This window comes from Metapseudomonas resinovorans DSM 21078 (assembly GCF_000423545.1).
Classification (GTDB): Bacteria; Pseudomonadota; Gammaproteobacteria; order Pseudomonadales; family Pseudomonadaceae; genus Metapseudomonas; species Metapseudomonas resinovorans.
Map to the genome: position 1 here is coordinate 453,759 of NZ_AUIE01000001.1, position 19,940 is coordinate 473,698.

The following is a 19,940-nucleotide window of genomic DNA, read 5'->3' on the forward strand; positions in this document are numbered from 1 at the left end:
TCTTCATGTGGGGGCGAATTTGCTCGCGAAAGATCGTGCTCGGGCTGTTCGCGAGCAAGCTCGCTCCTACAGACAATCCGACTTCATCCTGTACATCAGGCATTTCGATCCTCACAGGCAGCGCCGATGACTCATGACCACGCCCTAAGGACGTGGTTTCCCACGTTCAAATAAACTTGCTCCCACGGTTGGTCGCACATCCCCGCCCGCCACTCGACGGTGAATCCTGACTGATGGCAAGTTAATTCCTCATCCCAGATTCCTATTGTCCGACAGCTCTCATAGACTCTTGCCCACTTCTATCCAGGGATGGCCTTGATGAAACGTACGTTGTGGACGCTGTTTGGGGTGATGGGGCTGGTCGCGGTTTCCTGGGCTGAGGAACCGCCCGCGCAGGACCCGTTGCTCGATTCGCCCGCCGCGGCCACCGCCACCGGAAGCGAAGCCCGTGGCGTGCTGCGTGCCCGCAACCAGGCCGTGCTGGCCAGCGAGCTGCCCGGGCGTATCGTCGAGATGCCTTACGCCGAAGGCCAGGCCTTCAAGAAAGGCGAGGTGCTGGTTCGCTTCGACTGCAGCGCCTACCAGGCCCAGCTGAATGCCGCCAACGCCGCTGTGCGTGCGGCGCGAGAAGAGCTGAAGAACAAGCAGCAACTCGCCGCCCTCAATTCGGTTGGGCGCTTCGAGGTGGCCGTGGCCGAGGCGCGGCAGGCCCAGTCCCAGGCCGAGGCGCAGGTTTACCAGGTGCACGTGCAGCGCTGCCAGGTGAAGGCACCCTTCGACGGCCAGGTGGTGGCGCGCAAAGTGCAGCCCCACGAGAGCGTGGCCAGTGGCGCGCCGCTGTTGGAGGTTGTGGATAACCGCACCCTGGAAATCCACCTGCTGGTGCCCTCGCGCTGGCTGGACCGCCTCAAGCCCGACCAGTCCTTCGAGTTCACCCCCGATGAAACCGGAAAGTCGCTGCAGGCTGTGGTCAAGCGGCTTGGGGCGCGTATCGACGAGGGCAGTCAGACGCTTTTGCTGATCGGTGGCCTGCCCGCTGATGCCGATGGTCTGCTGGCCGGTATGAGCGGCACCGCGCACTTCCCGGAGACGCCATGAACGCGGCGGCCCCCAGTGCTGTCGAGCGTGTTTTTGCGCTCTTCCTCGGCCTGGAAAAACAGGCTCGCCAGGCGGCCAACACCGAGCAGCTGGGTTTCGCCATGGTCAACGACGGACAGACGCTGTTCGGTTTTCGCCATGCGGCACTGCTGATTGCCGGCAAGGTGCAGGCGTTGACTGGCATCAGCCTGGTGGAGCCCAACGCCCCCTTCGTGGCGTTTGTCGAGCGTGCCGCCGCGCAATTGCTGGGTCAGGGCCAGTTGAATGAAGTCCGCGCCGTCGATGCTGCGCTGCTGGACGAACAATCCCGAGCGGACTGGCAGTCGTTGTCTGCCGCCCAGGCCTGCTGGGTGCCCCTGAAAGATCGCCGTGGCGAGATGTTCGGCGGGCTCTGGTTGGCCCGCGAGCAACCGTTCAACGAGGCTGAACTGGCCCTGCTGGCCCAGCTCGGTGAAACCTATGCCCACGCCTGGCTGGCCTTGCAGCCGCGCAAGCCCTGGCGCCTGCGCTGGCCGAAGAAGAAGTTGCTGGCCATTGCCGGTGGCCTCTGCCTGCTGCTCCTGGTGCCAGTGCGTCAGTCTGTGCTGGCACCCGCCGAAGTGGTGCCCCTGGGCGGTCGCGTGGTGGCGGCCCCGCTGGACGGCGTGATTGCCGAGTTCCTGGTCAAGCCGAACCAGAGCGTGGCCGCCGGCGACCTGCTGGTGCGCTTCGACGCCACCAGCCTCAAGGCCCAGGCGGATGTCGCCGAGCGTACCTTGGGGGTGGCTGAGGCCGAGCTCAAGGCCAACACCCAACGCGCTTTTGCCGATGCCGAATCCAGCTCACGTATCGACCTGCTGGCCGCGCGGGTGGAACAGAAGCGTGCCGAGCGCGATTACGCCCGCCAACTGCTGGCCCGTAGTGAAGTGCGTGCCGAGCGTGCCGGTATTGCCGTGTTCGCCGATGCAGAGCGCCTCACCGGAAAACCGGTACAGACCGGTGAGCGATTGATGCAGATCGCCGACCCGCGCCAGGCCGAACTGCGTATCGAGTTGCCCGTAGGGGACGCCATCGCCCTGCAGCCCGGCGCCGAGGTGGCGCTGTTTCTCGACAGCGATCCGCTGAACCGCCACGGTGCGCGCCTGGAACGGGCGGCCTATGAAGCCCAGGCCACCGCCGCCGGGCAACTGGCCTACCGTCTGGACGCTGCCTTCCTGGAAACGCCGCCCCGCATCGGTCTGCGCGGCACCGCCAAGCTCTTCGGTGACCGCGCGCCGTTGGCGTATTACCTGCTGCGCCGGCCGCTCGCCGCACTGCGCCAGAGTCTGGGCTTCTGATGCTGCCCGCACTGCGTCCCGACCTGCAGCTGTCACCGGCCGCGCCAGCGCTCGACGGTGCGCCCCAATGGACACTGGCCGACCCACTGAGCGGACGGTACTTCAAGCTCGGCGCCGCCGCCGTGCGCCTGCTGCGTCATTGGGCGCTGGGCGATCCGCAGCGGGTGCTGGAGGCCGCCAATACCGAACCCGGCCTGCCTCTGGGAAAGGAAGAGATCGAGGAGTTGCTGCGTTTCCTCGGCAACCACGATCTGATCACTGGCCTGGATGACGCGCAGCGGGCCAGCTACGCCGTGAAGGCCAAGTCTGTGCGCCAAAGCCCGTGGAAGAAGGTGCTGCACCAGTACCTGTTCTTCCGAATCCCGCTGTGGCGGCCCGACGCCTTCCTCAATCGCGCCTGGCCCGTACTTGAGCGCAACGGCCGCTGGTTGCTGCGTTGGGGCCTGCCGCTGGTGTTCGCCCTCGGCCTGTTCCTGGTGGCGCGGGACTGGCAGCGCTTTATCGCCACCTTCCCGCACCTGTTCAGCCTCGGCGGCGCCCTGGCTTTTGGTGTTGCCCTGACCTTCGCCAAGCTCTGTCACGAGTTCGGCCATGCCTTCATGGCCAAGCGTGCCGGCTGCCGGGTGCAAAGCATGGGGCTGGCCTTCATGGTGCTGCTGCCGATGTTCTACACCGACGTCAGCGACGCCTGGCGGGTCAATGACCGCCGCTCGCGGCTGCTGATCGGTGCCGGCGGCGTGCTCGCCGAGCTGGTGCTGGCCTTGCTCGCGCTGCTGGCCTGGTCGCTGCTGCCGGATGGGCCGGCGCGCACGTCGGCCTTCATGCTGGCCAGCGCCACCTGGATCACGACGGTGATCATCAACCTCAACCCGTTCATGCGCTTCGATGGCTATTTCCTGCTCAGCGACCTCTGGGGCGTGGAAAACCTCCAGGCGCGGGCCTTCGCCCTGTGCCGATGGCGCCTGCGCGAGACCTTGTTCGGTTACGGCGAGCCCATGCCCGAACCCTGGCAGCCGGCCATGGCGCGACGCCTGATCGTCTGGGGCTACGGCTCCTGGCTGTGGCGCGCGGTGCTGTTCTTCGGGATCGCCCTGGCGGTCTACCACTTGTTCTTCAAGGTACTGGGCATCTTCCTGATGCTGGTGGAACTGGTCTGGTTCATCGGCCTGCCGATCTGGCGCGAGCTGGGCGAATGGTGGCAACGCCGCGACCAGGCCGAACCTCGCAAGGTCGTGCTGATCGGGTTTGGGCTGGCGGTGCTGCTGGCATTGCTGGCGCTGCCCTGGCGCGCTTCGGTGGAGGTGCCGGCGTTGCTGGAAGCCTCCCGCGCTACCACCCTGCACGCACCAGTGGCCGCGCGGCTGAAGGCGCTGCATGTGAAGGATGGCCAGGCGGTGGAAGAGGGCGAGCTGTTGCTGGAACTGGAATCCCCGGACCTGGACGCTCGGCAGTCCATCGTTCGTCGCGAGATAGAGATTCTCCAACTGCAGCTGCGTCGTCAGGCCGGGCGCAGCGAGACCGCCGCCGATGCCGGCATTATCGAGCAGCAACTGGCCGAAGCCGTGGCTGAGTACCGTGGCCTGGCCGCCCAGCGAGAGCGCTTGCAACTGCGTGCGCCGCAGACCGGGGTGGTGCGCGACCTGCTGCGCGACCTGATCCCCGGCCGCTGGCTCAACCCCGGCGAACCCCTGGCGCGCGTGGTGGAGCCTGGCCTGCGCCTGCGCGGCTACCTGGCCGAAGAAGAACTCTGGCGGGTGGAGCCCGGTGCCGAAGGGCGCTTCATCGCCGACGACCCTGCCCGCCCGGCTCTGCCGGTACGGCTGGACGAAGTGGATGCCACTGGCGTCGCCTATCTGGAGCTGGAGGCCCTGAGTTCCGATCACCACGGCCCCATTGCCGTGCGCCGCGACGCCCAGCAGCGCGCCGAGCCGGTACAGGCCCAGTACGGCGTGCGTCTGAGTCTGCTGGACGACGCCATCCACCCGGCCCAGCCCCTGCGTGGCGTGGTCGTGCTGGATGGCGAAGGGCAGTCGCTGCTGGGCGCCGCCTGGCGAAAACTGGCGGCGTTGGGCGTGAGGGAAAGCGGTTTTTGAGGCGCTCAGTCATCCATTGAGGAGCAAGGACGCATGCCAACCCCAACATTGCCGGTCTGTTCGCGCCTGCTGTTTAGCGTGGAACTGGCGCCGCTGCTGCAGGCGCTGGCGCGGGTCGAGCCCGGTGCATGGCAAGGCCATTTCAATACGGGTTACTACGAGGGCGACTGGAGCGGCGTCGCCCTGATCACCCCCGAGGACGCGCCCCTTCCCCTGGCTCCCGGCCAGGGGGCGCCGAAGCGAAGCACTTGGTGGCAGGGGGAGGCGGCCTGGAATGATCTGCTCGGCGCCTTCCGCACCCGCGTGCGCAGTGCGCGCCTGCTGCGCCTGGGGCCGGGCTCGCGCATCCATGAGCACTGCGACCCGGACCTGGGGATGCCCGGCAGCGACCTGCGCCTGCATGTGCCGCTGCTGAGCCCGGCGGGCGTGGAGTTCCTCGTCGACGGCCTGCAGGTGCCCATGCAGCCGGGCGAATGCTGGTTCCTCGACCTCTCGCGCCCGCATCGGGTGGACAATCCAGGCCCCGGCGAGCGCATTCACCTGGTGCTGGACTGCCAGCCCAATGACTGGCTGCTCGACGCCATCAAAGAGGGGTTGCCAGACACACCAGCGCTGCAGCTGGGGAGGGCGGGACAGGCTTTCGCGCAATTCCGTCGGAGCGTGGAGGGGGACGCCGCGCTTGCCCGGCAATTGCAGGGGCTGACCGATGTGCGCGAGTTCATCCGCGAAACGGTCGCGCTGGGGGCGGAGCAGGGGTTGGAGTTTTCTGAGGCGGAGGTCCGTGGTGCCATGCGCCAGGGCAAGCAGGCGTGGAGCGATCAATGGCGAGTGTGAACCCCAGCGAGGATTTCAGCGGTTGGCTGCCTATCCGAACCTGGCTTCAACAGGGCGAGTGGCGGGTCGATTGGTGCTGGCTGGGCGAACAGCGGCTCACTCGCCCATTCTTCCGCGACGACGTGGACCAGGCCCTGCGCCTGCCCTTCAACCAGGCGTTTCGGCGGGAGACCGGCATCCAGGCCTTGCTCGATTGGCAGGTGGCCAGCCCCGGCTTGGCGCCCAGTGCCTTCATCTTTCACGCATCGCGCTGCGGCTCCACCTTGCTGGCGCAGATGCTTGCCGGCCTGGAGCGCAATATCGTGCTGTCCGAACCGCCACCCTTGGACAGCCTGCTGCGCGCGCACTTCCTCGACTCCACTGCCTCGCAGCATCAGCCCCGATGGCTCGGCGCCCTGCTGTCAGCCTATGGTCAGCGACGGCACGGCAACGAAGAGCGGCTGCTGATCAAACTGGACGCCTGGAATGTGTTCGAGGCGCCGCTGCTGCGCGCGCTCTATCCGGATGTGCCGCAACTATTCCTCTATCGCGACCCGCTGGAAATCGTCATCTCGCAACTGCGGCAGCCTGGCATGCACCGGGTGCCGGGCCTGCTGGGGCCGTCGGCCCTGGACTTCTCCCAGCAGGACGCCTCTGCCATGTCACCGCTGGAGTTCACCAGCCGCATGATCGGCCGCATCCTGGAGCAGGGGCTGGCGCTGTGTCGGCAGCAGGGCGGCGTGCCGGTGAACTACAGCGAACTGCCCGACGCGCTTTGGGGCCGCCTGGCGCCCTGGTTCGGTCGGACCGAAGCCGACGCACCCGCGCTGCGAGATATCGCGGCCTTCGACGCGAAACAGCCGGCCATGTGGTTCACCGCCGACAGCCAGCGCAAGCGCGAGGAAGCCGATGATGGCGTAAGAGCGGCGGTGGGGCGCTGGGCGCGTAAGCCCTACGAAGAATTGGAAAAATTACGACATTTAGATCAGATACTTCATACGAGCATTACGGATTAGTCACATTGAATATTAACTAAATAGTGGATAGTGGCCTTTCGCTTCGGCTACTCTTCCGCCGTTGATGTCGCGTGATAGCAAAATAATAGGATGCCGACTTGCCCTGGCGGGGCTGTCAGCAAGGACGCGAAATACCATGCCAGCCACGGAACTGAACCTGCGCCCCAGAACGGATGCCGACATGGCGTTCCTGCAGGAGCTATACGCGACCACCCGCGCCCTTGAGATGAGCCAGGCCCCTTGGGACCAAACGGCCATCGACGCCTTCCTCACCCAGCAGTTCAACGCCCAGCACGACTACTACCAGGCGCACTATCCAGACGCCGAGTACTGCGTGATTGAACACGGTGGTTCGCCCATCGGCCGCCTCTACGTCTTCCGAGGCACTGAACAAATCAACCTGATGGACATCGCCCTGCTGCCGCACTGGCAACGCCGGGGTATCGGTACCCATTACCTGAGCCTTCTGGCCGCCGAAGCCGACTCGACGGGAAAGGCTATGCGCCTGTTCGTCGAGGCCGACAACCCGGCGAGGCGCCTCTACAGTCGCTTCGGTTTCGTCGTTACCGGCAACAATCAGATCTACCTGCAGATGCATCGCGGCGCGCAAGCGGCCAGCGCGCTTGGAGTCCCCGCATGAGCCTCGTTCCCTCCCGAACGGATCTGGAGCAGCAGCTCCATCAGCCCTGGCACCTGAGCTGGGAGGGCAGCGAAGGGCTCGCCGTGACCCTGGCAGAGGTGTTTTCCGGCACGCCCATGAATGGCCGTTATGAATGCTACAGCGCGACTTTCGCGCAGCCTGCCGGCGTTCAATTGCCCCAGCACACCTACCTGTTGGGCAGCCCTGCCGGCCAGCAATGGCACGTGCTGTTGAGCCCCATCGGTCCGGATGCAGATGGCAAACATCACCTGCTCGAAGCCGTGTTCCACCTTGAACGGCCCACAGAAGGCTGAACCTCCCTAAACCAGAAGCAAGCGCCGCAAGTCGGCACATAAGGAGCTAGCAATGAGCGAACCATTCCTGGGCGAAATCAAGATGTTCGGCGGCAACTTCGCGCCGCGCGGATTCGCGCTCTGCCAAGGCCAGATATTGTCTATCGCGCAGAACACCGCGCTGTTTTCGATTCTCGGCACTACATACGGCGGTAACGGCCAGACCACCTTCGCCCTGCCGAACTTGAGCGGTCGTGTCCCGGTCGGGACCGGTACAGGCCTCGGCCTGAGCCCCATCGACTTGGGTGAAGTGGGCGGTACCGAGAGCGTTACCCTCGTGAGCAGCAACATTCCGCCGATCGTTTCCGCCGTCACCGCGACCGCTTCCGTCGCTGTACCTGTGAACACCACCGAGGGCAGCGGTCTGACGCCATCCAATACCAGCGTCCTGTCTACTCCCGTGGACTCCGTATCGGGTGCCGAGGTGAAGCTGTACAGCCCAGGTCCCGGCACCGCGACGCTGCAGCCGTTCAACGTCAATGTCAGCGGAACCGCGACTTACAACAACGGTCCCGTTCCGACGGCTATTCGCAACCCCTTCCTGGGCCTGAGCTTCATCATCGCCCTGGAGGGGATCTTCCCGTCCCGCAACTAAGGATTCGGGAAGTTGAACGGGGCTCTGGGCTGATGCTGAAAGGTAGCGCCAGTCCTAGGGCCTCTTTTGGTATCCACGCATTGACTCGCATGCGATCACAGCACTGCTGACGCACCACGAAGTCCCTGCACCACTCGATCGAGGTCATCATGGCATTCTGGAAACGCGACAAGACTGGCAGCCAACCATCCAGTTTTGCGAACAGGGCCAGCCTGATCCAGGCGCTCGAACCACGCATGATGTTCGACGCCTCGGTTCCCGTGGTAGCCGATCAGGGCGCGCAAGCCGTGGAGGCCGCTAGCGTGAAGGACACCGCGTCCAGCCATGACGCGGCGACTCTCGAGACGACAGCGACGGCGGAATCCTCCTCGCCAAGTTCGCGCCATGAAGTGGTGTTCGTTGACGGCAATGTCGCGGACCTCCAGCAACTGACCAACCAGCTGGCTGGCAAGGAAGTGGTGGTGCTGGACCCGTCCAGGGACGGTCTGCAGCAGATGGCCGACTACCTCAAGGGACGCAGTGAGATCGATGCCATCCATCTGATCTCCCACGGCGGCGAGGGCAGCATCCAGGCTGGTTCGAGCCGTCTGACGCTCGACAATATCGATAGCGCCCAGGCTAAGTTGGAAAGCATCGGTGCCAGCCTTTCCGTCGACGGTGATCTGCTGATCTACGGCTGCGACGTGGGCAAAGGCCAGGGTGGATCAGCCTTGCTGGCTAAAGTCGCCGATTACACTGATGCCGATGTGTCGGCTTCTACCGACTGGAGCGGCGATGCCAGCAAGGGGGCGGACTGGGTGCTTGAAGCCAGCACCGGCAGCATCGAGACTGCCTCGGTACTGGACGGCGTCAGCTATGACCATGTGCTGAATACCTTGAACGCGGGAGACATTGTCGTCCTGGGGTGGAGTGCGCTGAATGACACCATCACGTTTGCCACGCTAGTCGATATCCCCGCGGGTACCCAGATCAAGATCAGTGACCGGGGCTGGGACCAGAGCACCGGCGCATTCGTCAACAACTCGACAGGCGATGGTGTGGTGGTATGGACCACCAGCAGCACTGTCAGTGCTGGAAGTGTTTTCAATCTATACCTCGGAGGTTCTGACGCACCGACGACCCTGACCAATGTCACGGCTGCGGCGGACCTCTCCTCGGATATCACGAAGACTGGATACACTGTCGCTGACCCAATTCTCATCAATGGCGATGGCGTATTCATCTATCAAGACTTCGACGCGAACCCGTATTTCATCTTCGGGATGAACAACTCCGCCGGAACGCTTGATGCGAACAACTGGAATACGTCCATTGCGATATTGCTTCGAGACTCCATGTTGCCCGATGGCACTGGCAGCCAGAATGCCCTGACCAACGGGGCCAACGCAGTCGGCTTGCCGGGTGGAGCGTTGGACAACATCCAGTACACCGGTCCGACCGGTGCAGCTGACCGCGCCACCTGGCTCGCTCGCGTCACCAATGCGGCGAACTGGGCTGGAGACAATACCGGCGTGGCGACCACCTCGGTCGGCAGCTCGGTAACACTCGGTGCGGTACCGGCGCTGGTCTCAGCCACATTCGGCGACTCGACGCTTTCGGCGGGGGAGACTACCCAGGTCACCTTTGTGTTCAACACTGGCGTCATCGGCTTCACCACCGCAGACATTACCGCTCCCAACGGCGTCGTGAGCGGGCTGGGCTCTACTGATGGTGGCGTCACTTGGACCGGCACCTTCACGCCGAGCGCCGGTGTCTCCGATCCAACCAATGCGATCACCGTGAACCTGGCTGGCGTCCTTTCCGTTGCGGGCAGCTTGCCGGGTAGCGGCACGGCAGACTCCGCCAACTACGTTGTCGATACCGTATTGCCTACGGTTACTTCCGTCACCTCGTCCACGGTGAACGGCACCTACAAGACTGGCGATGTCATCTCGATTCAGGTGAGCTTCAACGAGGCGGTTACGGTGACCGGCACTCCCCAGCTCACCCTGGAAACTGGCGCCATCGATCGGGTCATCAACTACAGCAGCGGTTCCGGGTCCAACACCCTGACCTTCAACTACACGGTACAGGCGGGAGAAACCAACGCCGACCTGGACTATCTCAGCACCGGCGCCCTGGCCCTCAACGGCGGCACCATTCGTGATGCCGCCACCAACAATGCCACCCTGACCCTGGCGTCACCGGGCGCTGCCGGCTCGCTGGGCGCCAACAAGAACATCGTGATCGACTCGGCGCCGAGCATCGGCAACGTCAACGGTGAAAGCGTCGACTGGGCAGGAGTCGGCAATACCGTCACGCTGGATTCGGACAACAACGCTGTCATCAGCGATACCGAGAAGGGCGCGCTCAACGGCGGCAACGGCAACTGGGCGGGCGCAAGCCTGACCGTGCAGCGCTCGGGTACAGCCGTTACTACGGATACCTTTGGTTTCAACACTTCGGGTGCGCTGTTCACCGTCAGCGGCAGCGACCTGCAGTCCGGCGGCCAGACCTTCGCCACCTTCACCTCCGCTGGCGGCGTGCTGACAATCACCTTCACCAGCAGCGGCACTACTGCCACGACCGCTCTGATCAATGATGTGGCACAGCGCGTCACCTACCGAAGCGATACACCGGCTGGCGACGCCATCATCCAGTTCACCCTGAGCGATGGCACCTCCACCGCCACGGCCGATGTCACGGTCACCAGCGACACCATCTACGTCACCAACACCAGTGATACCGCCACCATCGGCGCCAGCGATGGCGTGGGCCTGCGTGAGGCGGTAGCCATCGCGGCGGCTGATGCAACGGGTACGCAGACCATCATTCTCGGCAGCGGCGTGGCGGGCCAGACCATCACGCTTGGCAGCGGCCTGAGCCTGGGCGAGAGCCTGAGCTTCAATGGCGATTCGGCTACCGGCCTGATCATCACTGGCAGCACCATCACCCTGGGCGGCGGCACCACCACAGGTTTCACCAACGCCAGTGGCAGCGTCAGCTTCAACAGCACCCTGGCGGGGACCGGCGCGCTGGCCAAGTCCGGCGCGGGTACGTTGACGCTTGGCTCCACCAGCAACAACGGTGGCTGGTCCGGCGCCATGTCGGTAACCGGCGGTACCCTCAATGCCGATACAGGCTCGCGCTTGTCGAGTGGGAACCTGACCCTGGATGGCGGCACCCTGGCCATGACCGTGACGGGAGCGGCAGGGACGACCACCACCGTCGCCAACGCGGTCACCTTGGGAGCGGGCGGCGGCACCATCAGCGTCGGCGGTGACTTCGGCACCAATATCGCCGACTTCAGCGGCGTGATTTCCGGTTCCGGTAGCTTGACCAAAGCCGCGACGGCCACTCTGCAGCTCAGCGGCAGCAACAACTACGCCGGGACGACCACGGTCAATGCGGGCACTCTGTCTATCAGTGGCGATGGCAATCTGGGAAGCGGCGTCGTCGTCCTGAACAACATCGCCACGCTAGCGGTCACGGCCCCCACTACCATCGACAACGCCATCACTCTCAATGGCTTCGCCACCGTCCGCAACAGCGGAGCGGTAACGCTGGCTGGCGCCATCAGCGGTGGCGGCAACTTGGACAAATTCGGTGGCGGTACGCTGACTTTGACGGGAACCAACAGCTACCTGGGCTCCACAACAGTGAGTCTGGGCACCCTGAGTATTGCCGGTGATGCCAACCTGGGCAGTGGTGTGGTGAGCCTACACAGCGGCGGGGCGCTGACGGTGACCGGTGCGACCACCATCGATAACGACATTGTCCTGGGGGACAATATCTCGCTGACCAACACCAACGCGGTCACCCTGTCGGGCGTGATCAGCGGCGGCAGCAACTTCAGCAAGTTCGGGGCGGGCACCCTTACGCTCAGTGGCACAAACACTTACACCGGCACCACCAGTGTGAGAGTCGGCACCCTGAGCATTACCGGTGACCAGAACCTGGGTAGCGGCGCCGTGAGCTTGTTCAGCGGGACCACCCTGAGCATCACGGGCAACACCACGATCGACAACGCTATCGATCTGAGCGGCACCGCCAGTCTGGCCACCAGTGCGGCGGCCACCCTCTCCGGCGTCATCAGCGGCTCGGGCGGCCTGACCAAGACGGGCACCGGTACACTGACGCTGTCGGGAACCAATAACTACACCGGTGCCACGACGGTGTCGGCAGGCACGCTCGCCGTGAATGGCAGCACCACCAGCGCCACCACCGTAGCCAGCGGCGGAACCCTCGCCGGCAGTGGCACCCTGGGCGGTGCCGTGACCATCCAGAGCGGCGGCATTCTGTCTCCCGGCAATTCCGGCGCAGGCGCGCTGACCATCAACGGCAACCTGGGCATGGCCACCGGCAGCACCTTGGCAGTGGATATCAACGGCACCACTGCCGGTACCGGCTTCGATCAGCTGGTGGTCACTGGCACGGTGGACGTTTCCGGCGCGACCTTGGCTGTCAATCACGGCTATGCACCGGGCAACGGCGACACCTACACCATCATCTCCAACGATGCCGCCGATGCCGTCACCGGTACCTTCAGCGGTCTGGCCGAGGGTGCTACCACCACCGCAGGTGGCAACAGCACGGTACTGACCGCCAGCTACATCGGCGGCACCGGTAACGACTTCACCCTGACCGCGCCGATCAACGCAGCGCCTGTTGTCGGCAGCCTCAACGGCGACAGCATCACCTTCACCCAGGGCAGCGGCACCGTTCTGCTCGACGGCGGCAGCAACGCCACCGTCATCGACTCCGATTCGCCCGATTTCGACGGCGGCAACGTGACCGTGTCCATCGTCACTAATGGCGTAGCCGGCGAGGATGTGCTCGGCATTCGCAACCAGGGCACCGGCGCGGGGCAGATCGGCGTCTCCGGAAGCAACGTGACGTACCAAGGCACCATCATCGGCAGCTTCACCGGTGGCAGCGCCGGGGCCGATCTGGTCATCAGCCTGAACAGCTCGGCCGATGCAGTGGCCGTCCAGGCGTTGATTCGCAATCTCGGCTACAACAACACCAACGCCACCAACGGCATCGGCCAGGCGGATCGCACGGTCCGCATCACCGTCAATGACGGCGATGGCGCCACGTCCAGCAATGCCGATGTAACAGTCGCGGTGGTCGAGACCGTAGCGCCGGCTACCGTCAGCATCGTGGTTGCCGACACAGCACTGAGCGCTGGCGAAACCAGCACCGTCACCCTCTCCTTCAGCGAGGCGGTGACGGGCCTCACCACCGCCGACTTCACCGTGGCCAACGGCGTACTCAGCAACCTCAGCACCTCGGACGGCGGCATCACCTGGACCGCCACCCTGACGCCGGATAGCAATGTCCAAGACGCCGCCAACCTGATCACCCTGAACAACACCGGCTACACCGACCTGGCCGGCAATGCCGGTGTCGGCACCACCGATTCCAACAACTACGCCATCGACACCCAGCGCCCAACAGCCACCATCGTGGTGGCTGACACCGCATTGAAGGCCGGCGAAACCAGCACCGTCACCATCACCTTCAGCGAAGCGGTGAACGGCCTCACCACCGCCGACTTCACTGTCGCCAATGGCACGCTCAGCAGCCTGAGCTCGTCCAATGGCGGCATCACCTGGACCGCCACCCTGACGCCGGATACTGATGTCCAGGACGCCGGCAACCTGATCACTCTGGACAACACCGGCTACATCGACCAGGCCGGCAACACGGGTTCCGGCACCACCAATTCCAACAACTACGCCATTGATACCCAGCGTCCCAACGCCACCCTAGTCGTGGCCGATACCTCGCTGATTGTGGGCGAAACCACCACGGTCACCATCACCTTCAACGAAGCGGTGACGGGGCTGGACCTGGCCGATTTCACCGTCGCCAATGGCAGCCTGAGCAACCTTTCGAGCACGGATGGCGGCACCACCTGGACGGCCACCCTGACACCGAGCGCCAGCGTCGAAGACAGCGGCAATCTCATCAGCCTGGACAACACCGGTGTGATCGACGCCGCTGGCAATACCGGCATCGGCAGCACCGACTCCAACAACTATGCCGTCGATACCCAGGCTCCGTTGAACGCAGTGCCGGGCGCGCAGGTCACCAACACCGTGACTCCAATCGTGTTCAGCAGTGGTAACGGCAATGCCCTGACCGTGACCGAGGGTGGCAACCTGACCACCGTTGTCTCGGTGGCCAGCGGCACCCTCAGTGCCACCGCCGGTGGCGGCGCGATCATCAGCAACAATGGCACCGGCAGCGTGACCATCAGTGGCACGGCAGCAGAGATCAACGCCGCGCTGGAAGGGCTGGTCTACACCCCGGCAGCGGCCGGTGGTACCAGCATCAGCATCCAGTCCACCGATGCCGCCGGCAACATCGACAGCGACAGCGTCGCCGTGACCGTGAACAACAGCACCCTGCTGGTGACGTCCAACCTGGATTCCGGTGACGACCAGACTGTGTCCAGCAACATGGCGGCCGATCAGGCTGACGGCGGTGGCCTGAGCATTCGCGAAGCGCTGTTCTGGGCGCGCGGGGGCGACACCATCACCTTCGACCTGAACGGCGCGCTGGCCGGCAACCAAGGCGGCACTATCGTCCTTGGCGGCAGCCAGCTCGACATCAACTACAGCAACCTGCGCCTGGACGGTGACCTGAACGATGACGGCGTCGCCGACGTGACCCTCTCTGCCAACGGCGCCAGTCGGGTGATGCAAGTCGGCAACAGCCTCGCCGGCGTCGAGATTTCCGGCCTGGTGCTGACACAGGGCAATACGGGCGGGGGAGGCGCTGGTCTCAGTATCGGCTTCGGCTCCAGCGTGACCCTTCGGGATTCGGTCGTCAGCAACAGCGCGGATAGTGGTCTCGGCGGTGGCGGCATTTATGGGAGTGGCGCGAACCTGACGATGGTCAACAGCACCGTCAGCGGCAATACCAGCAATACGTTCGGCGGCGGTATTCGTGTGGTGGGGTCTGGCGGCACGCTGACGATGCTCAACAGCACCGTCACCGGCAATACCACCACCGGCGCTAGCGCTCACGGCGGCGGCCTCCAGTTCGGCGGTACCGGCGGTTTGACGATCATCAACAGCACCTTCAGCGGCAACGCCGTCCTTGGCGCCGGCTCGCTGGGGGGCGGTATCCGTGTCACCAGCGGTACGTCCTTCATCTACAACACCACAGTGGTCGGCAACGCCGCGTCCGGCAGCGGTGGCGGTATTCACGCCAATGGCACCGACACGCTGGTCAACACCGTGGTCGCCGGCAACACCTCCGGTGCCGGCGCCGCCGCGGCAGTAGGCGGTTCGCCGCTGGCTACGGGCGGTATCGCAGACGACGTGGCCTCGACAGTCGAGACCGCCACCAACAGCTATTTCGGCAGCAACGTCGGTATCACCACTGCCAGCGGTGTGCTTAACAACCAGGGCACCGCCAACCTGCTGCTGGGCAATCTGGCCAATAACGGCGGATCGGTGCAGACCCACAAGCCCCAGGCAGGCAGTGCATTGCTCGACGCTGGCAGCAATGCCGGCCTGCCGCTCGACACCTATGACCTGGATGACGATGGCAATACCACCGAGGTGCTGCCGATCGACGCCATAGGCAACGTGCGGGCCACCGGCAGCGCCGTCGATATCGGTGCAGTGGAAGCCAATGCACCGCCGGTGCTGGGCAACGTCAATGGTGGTGGCAGCTACACCGAGGGTGGTGCGGCCATCGTGATCGATGCCGATGCCCGCGTGTCCGATGCGGACCTGGACCTGCTCAACGGTGGCAGCGGCAACTACGACGGCGCCTCCCTGGTCGTGGTGCGCAATGGCGGCGCCAATGCCAGCGACCTGTTCGGCTTCCTCGATGGCAACGGCATCACCCTGGTGGGCAGCAGCCTGGTCAAAAACGGCCAGGTGATCGGCAGCTTCGACACCAGCACGAGCGGCCAACTGACCCTGACCTTCACCGACGCCAACGGCCAGATTCCGACCACGGCGGACGTGAACCACATCCTCCAGCAACTGACCTATGCCAACAGCTCCAACGACCCGGTCGCCAGCGTCGCCCTGAGCTGGACCTTCGCCGATGAGCTGGGCGCCACTGCTTTCGGCAGTACGCTGGTCAACCTGGTGGCGGTGAACAACGCACCAACCGCCACCGCCACCGGTGGCAACCCCACCTATACCGAGAATGGCGCCGCCGTCGATCTGTTCAGCGGCATCAGCATCGGCACGGTCGAAGCGGGCCAGAGCATCACCGGCCTGACCCTGACCGTCAGCAACCTCGCCAACGGCGCCAGCGAGATCCTGAGCATCGACGGTACCGACGTCCTTCTGGTCAATGGCGCCAGTGGCACTACTGCCAGTAATGGCATCGGCTACAGCGTCAGCCTGGTGGGCGGCACCGCCACCATCACCCTGACCCATGCCGGTCTGAGCACTGCAAGTGCCCAAGGCGTGATCGATGGCATGACCTATCGCAACAGCAGCGAAGCGCCTGCTGCCGGTAGCCGCGTGGTCACCCTGACCAGCATTCGTGACAGCGGCGGCACCAGCAATGGCGGGGTGGACACTAGCAGCCTCGCGATTGCGGCCACCGTGAATGTGGTAGCGGTCAACGATGCACCGGTCATCACTGCCCCGGGTTCCATTGGCGTCACCGAAGATCTTGCCCAGGCCCTGACCGGCATTTCCTTCAGCGACGTGGATGCCAGCACTGGCAGCGTCACCGTGACCTTCAGCGTGGCCAGCGGCAGCCTGGGCGCCATCAGCGGCAGCGGCAGCGGCGTGACCGTGGCCGGTTCCGGCACCGGTACCCTGACCCTCGTGGGCAGCATCAGCGATATCAATGCCTTCATCGCCGCCAATGGCGTGAGCTTCACCGCCGCAGCCAATGCCACGGCCAACGTGACCCTGACCATCGGCATCGACGATGGCGGCAATACGGGTACCGATCCAGGCAACTCCGGCACCGGCACCTCGGAAGCCAGCAGCACCACCGTCACCCTGGCGGTAAGTGCGGTGAACGATGCACCGGTCAACAGCCTGCCGGTGGGGCAGGGCGTCAACCAGGATGCGAACCTGGTGTTCAGCGCGGGTAATGGCAACCTGATCAGCATCAGCGATGTGGACGTCGGAGGTGGCACCCTGCAGGTCACCCTGACTGCAACCAACGGCCTGATTTCCTTGAGCGGTATCAGTGGTCTCAGCTTCAGCAACGGCGACGGTACCGCCGACGGCAGCATGACCTTCACCGGCACATTGGCGGATATCAACAACGCCCTGAACGGCCTGACCTTCAGCCCAACCACCGGCTACAACGGGCCGGCCAGTATCCAGATCAGCACCAGCGACCTGGGGGGCACAGGCAGCGGCGGGGCCCAGACCGACACCGACACCCTCGCCATCACCGTCAACCCGATCAACCCGGTGATCACCGACATCGGCGTCAGCAACCCGGATGGCGGCTACAAGGTGGGCGACGTCATCACCATCACCGTCACCTTTGATCAGGCGGTGATCGTGGACACGTCCGGCGGCGTGCCCACGCTGCTGCTGGAAACCGGCCTGCTGGACCGCACTGTCACCTACGTTTCCGGCTCGGGCAGCAACACCCTGAGCTTCAGCTACACCGTGCAGGCGGGTGACCTCAGCGCCGACCTGGATTACCAGTCCAGCGGTGCCCTGGCGCTCAACGGTGGCAGCATCCGCAATGCCGGCAACGCCAGCGCCATCCTGACGCTGCCGACCACTGGCGGCGCCGACTCCATCGCCGGGCAGCACGGCATCGTCATCGACGGTGTGGTGCCGCAAGTCACCGGCGTCAACGTGCCGGCCAATGGCACCTACGTGGCCGGGCAGAACCTGGACTTCACCGTCAACCTCAGCGAAGCGGTGACCGTCGACACCACTGGCGGCACGCCGCGCATCGCCATCACCCTGGACGGCGGCGGCACTGTGTTCGCCGACTACCTGAGCGGTTCCGGCACCACGGCGCTGGTGTTCCGCCTGACCGTCGCCAGCGGCCAGCTCGATACCAATGGCATCAGCGTCGGCGGCACCATCCAGGCCAACGGCGGCACCCTGCGCGATGGCGTGGGTAACGACGCCAACACCAGCCTCAACAATGTCGCCAGCACCACGGGTGTGCGGGTGGATGCCGTGGTGCCGGTGGTGGGTAGCGTCAGCGTGCCGGTGGGCATCCCCTACAACGCCGGCGATACCCTGACCTTCGTGGTCAACGCCAGCGAAGCGGTGATCGTCAATGGCGTCCCGCGCTTGTCCCTGGATATCGGTGGTACCACGGTCTTCGCCAACTACGTGGCCGGTTCCGGTACCAGCACCCTGGTGTTCCAGTACACCATCCAGGCGGGCGACAACGACGCCAACGGCATCGCCGTGACCGGTCTCGCCAGCAATGGCGGCAGCCTGCTGGACGCCGCTGGCAACGCCATGACGCTGACGCTGAGCAGCGTTGGCGACACCAGTGGCGTGATCGTCGACACCGTCGCGCCCAACCCGAGCGGCATCGTCAGCGTCGATCCGTCGCCGACCAATGCCGGCAGCGTGCGCTACACCGTGACCTTCAGCGAAGACGTCAGCGGTGTGGACCTCGGCGACTTCACCCTGGTGACCACAGGCAGCGCAGGCGGCAGCCTCACCGGCCTGGTGCAAATCGACGCCCGCACCTATCAGCTCACTGTCAGCGGCGTGAGCGGCACCGGTACCCTGGGGCTCAACCTCAACGGTTCCGGTACCGGCATCGTCGACGTTGCCGGCAACGCCCTCAGCGGCGGCCTTACCGGCGCGGTGTACAGCGTCGACCGCGATGTGCCCACCGTCACCGGCGTCAGCGTGCCGGTCGGCGTGCACTACAACGCCGGCGACACCCTGACCTTCGTGGTCAACGCCAGTGAAGCGGTCATCGTCAACGGCGTACCGCGCCTGGCCATCGACATGGGCGGCACCACGGTGTTCGCCGATTACGTGGCGGGCTCGGGCAGCAGCACACTGGTGTTCCAGTACACCGTCCGCGCGGGCGACAACGATGCCAACGGCATCGCTGTCACGGGCTTGGTGGCCAATGACGCGACCCTGCGGGATGCCATCGGCAACTCGATGAACCTGGCGCTGAACGGCGTCGGCAACACCAGCGGTGTGATCGTCGATACCACGGCGCCGAATGCCAGCGCGACAGTCACGCCGCTGCCCACACCCGGCAGCGTGCAGTACACCGTGACCTTCGACGAGAACGTCAGCGGCATCGACCTCGGCGACTTCAACCTGGTGACCACCGGCAATGTCACCGGCACCCTGCAATCGCTGGTGCAGGTGGATAGCCGTACTTTCCTGGTCACCGTCAGCAACGTGGCAGGTGCCGGCACGCTCAGCCTCGGCCTGAACGCCACCGGTACGCTGATCACCGATACCGCAGGCAACGCCATGCTCAGCGGGCTGCCGGCGCAGACCTATAGCGTTCCGCAGAGCGATGGCGATCCGGAGTTCCGTCACAACCCGCCGGTCATCGTGCCGCCGGAGCCGACGGTGCCGGTGGATACGGTACTGCCGAATCCGCCACCGCCGCCGTTCACCTCGCCGCTCATTCCGCCGCCGCTGTTCGAGCAGCCGACGCTGGGCAGCGGCATTCCGACCCTGGGCAATATCTTCATCAACCAGGGGGCCCTGGCGCCCAGCTTCATCGCCCAGGTATTCGGCAGCAGCGACGGCTTCGGCGATGGCTCCGGTTCGGGCTTCCTCGGCTTTGGCGGGGGCGATGGTGGTGTGTTCGGCAGCAGCAGCCTGTCGAGCTTCTTCGACAAGGATGTGCCGCAGGACTCCGAAGAAATGAAGCTGTTCGACGGTAAGCAATGGAAGGGCGGCTCCGGGGGGAGCGGCCAGGGCATCTTCGGGGCGCCCTCGCTTGGCCAGCAGTTGCAGGACATCAAGGACAACGAGCAGCGTCAGGTCAGGGAGCTGGCCATGGCACTGGGACAGATCCAGGTGGATCGCCCGCAGGCTTAAGAACAACGAATTAGAAATCTGTAAGTGCC

Annotated in this window: 9 protein-coding genes; all 9 read left to right on the forward strand. The window is 64.8% G+C overall.

Annotated features, from left to right (window positions below; translation table 11 throughout):
* The first annotated feature begins 318 nt into the window (after positions 1-318).
* The 9 genes from G559_RS0102075 (at position 319) to G559_RS29525 (ending at position 19,911) form a co-directional block, all read left to right on the forward strand.
* Entirely contained in the window at positions 319-1,098 is a 780-nt protein-coding gene (locus tag G559_RS0102075) for an efflux RND transporter periplasmic adaptor subunit (RefSeq protein ID WP_028626654.1), read from the forward strand.
* Positions 1,095-2,414, forward strand: a complete 1,320-nt coding sequence (locus G559_RS0102080; RefSeq protein ID WP_028626655.1) for an efflux RND transporter periplasmic adaptor subunit — start codon at positions 1,095-1,097, stop codon at positions 2,412-2,414. The genes G559_RS0102075 and G559_RS0102080 overlap by 4 nt, the downstream gene beginning before the upstream one ends.
* Positions 2,411-4,507, forward strand: coding sequence for an HlyD family efflux transporter periplasmic adaptor subunit (locus tag G559_RS0102085; RefSeq protein ID WP_028626656.1), 2,097 nt, complete (start codon positions 2,411-2,413; stop codon positions 4,505-4,507). Before G559_RS0102080 ends, G559_RS0102085 begins: the two co-directional genes overlap by 4 nt.
* A 33-nt stretch (positions 4,508-4,540) precedes the next feature.
* Positions 4,541-5,341, forward strand: coding sequence for an aspartyl/asparaginyl beta-hydroxylase domain-containing protein (locus tag G559_RS0102090; protein WP_028626657.1), 801 nt, complete (start codon positions 4,541-4,543; stop codon positions 5,339-5,341).
* Positions 5,329-6,336 (forward strand): sulfotransferase family protein, encoded by a 1,008-nt coding sequence (locus tag G559_RS0102095; RefSeq protein ID WP_028626658.1) that lies wholly within the window; start codon positions 5,329-5,331, stop codon positions 6,334-6,336. The genes G559_RS0102090 and G559_RS0102095 overlap by 13 nt, the downstream gene beginning before the upstream one ends.
* Positions 6,337-6,472: 136 nt before the next feature.
* Entirely contained in the window at positions 6,473-6,976 is a 504-nt protein-coding gene (locus G559_RS0102100) for a GNAT family N-acetyltransferase (protein ID WP_028626659.1), read from the forward strand.
* Positions 6,973-7,290, forward strand: coding sequence for a DUF6916 family protein (locus G559_RS0102105; protein ID WP_028626660.1), 318 nt, complete (start codon positions 6,973-6,975; stop codon positions 7,288-7,290). The genes G559_RS0102100 and G559_RS0102105 overlap by 4 nt, the downstream gene beginning before the upstream one ends.
* Before the next feature lie 52 nt (positions 7,291-7,342).
* The gene (locus tag G559_RS0102110) at positions 7,343-7,924 is read left to right on the forward strand and encodes a phage tail protein (RefSeq protein ID WP_028626661.1); all 582 of its coding nucleotides are present in this window, start codon (positions 7,343-7,345) and stop codon (positions 7,922-7,924) included.
* Positions 7,925-8,073: 149 nt separating this feature from the next.
* Complete coding sequence (locus G559_RS29525; RefSeq protein WP_051246336.1) at positions 8,074-19,911, forward strand: Ig-like domain-containing protein; 11,838 nt, start codon at positions 8,074-8,076, stop codon at positions 19,909-19,911.
* Positions 19,912-19,940 lie beyond the last annotated feature (29 nt).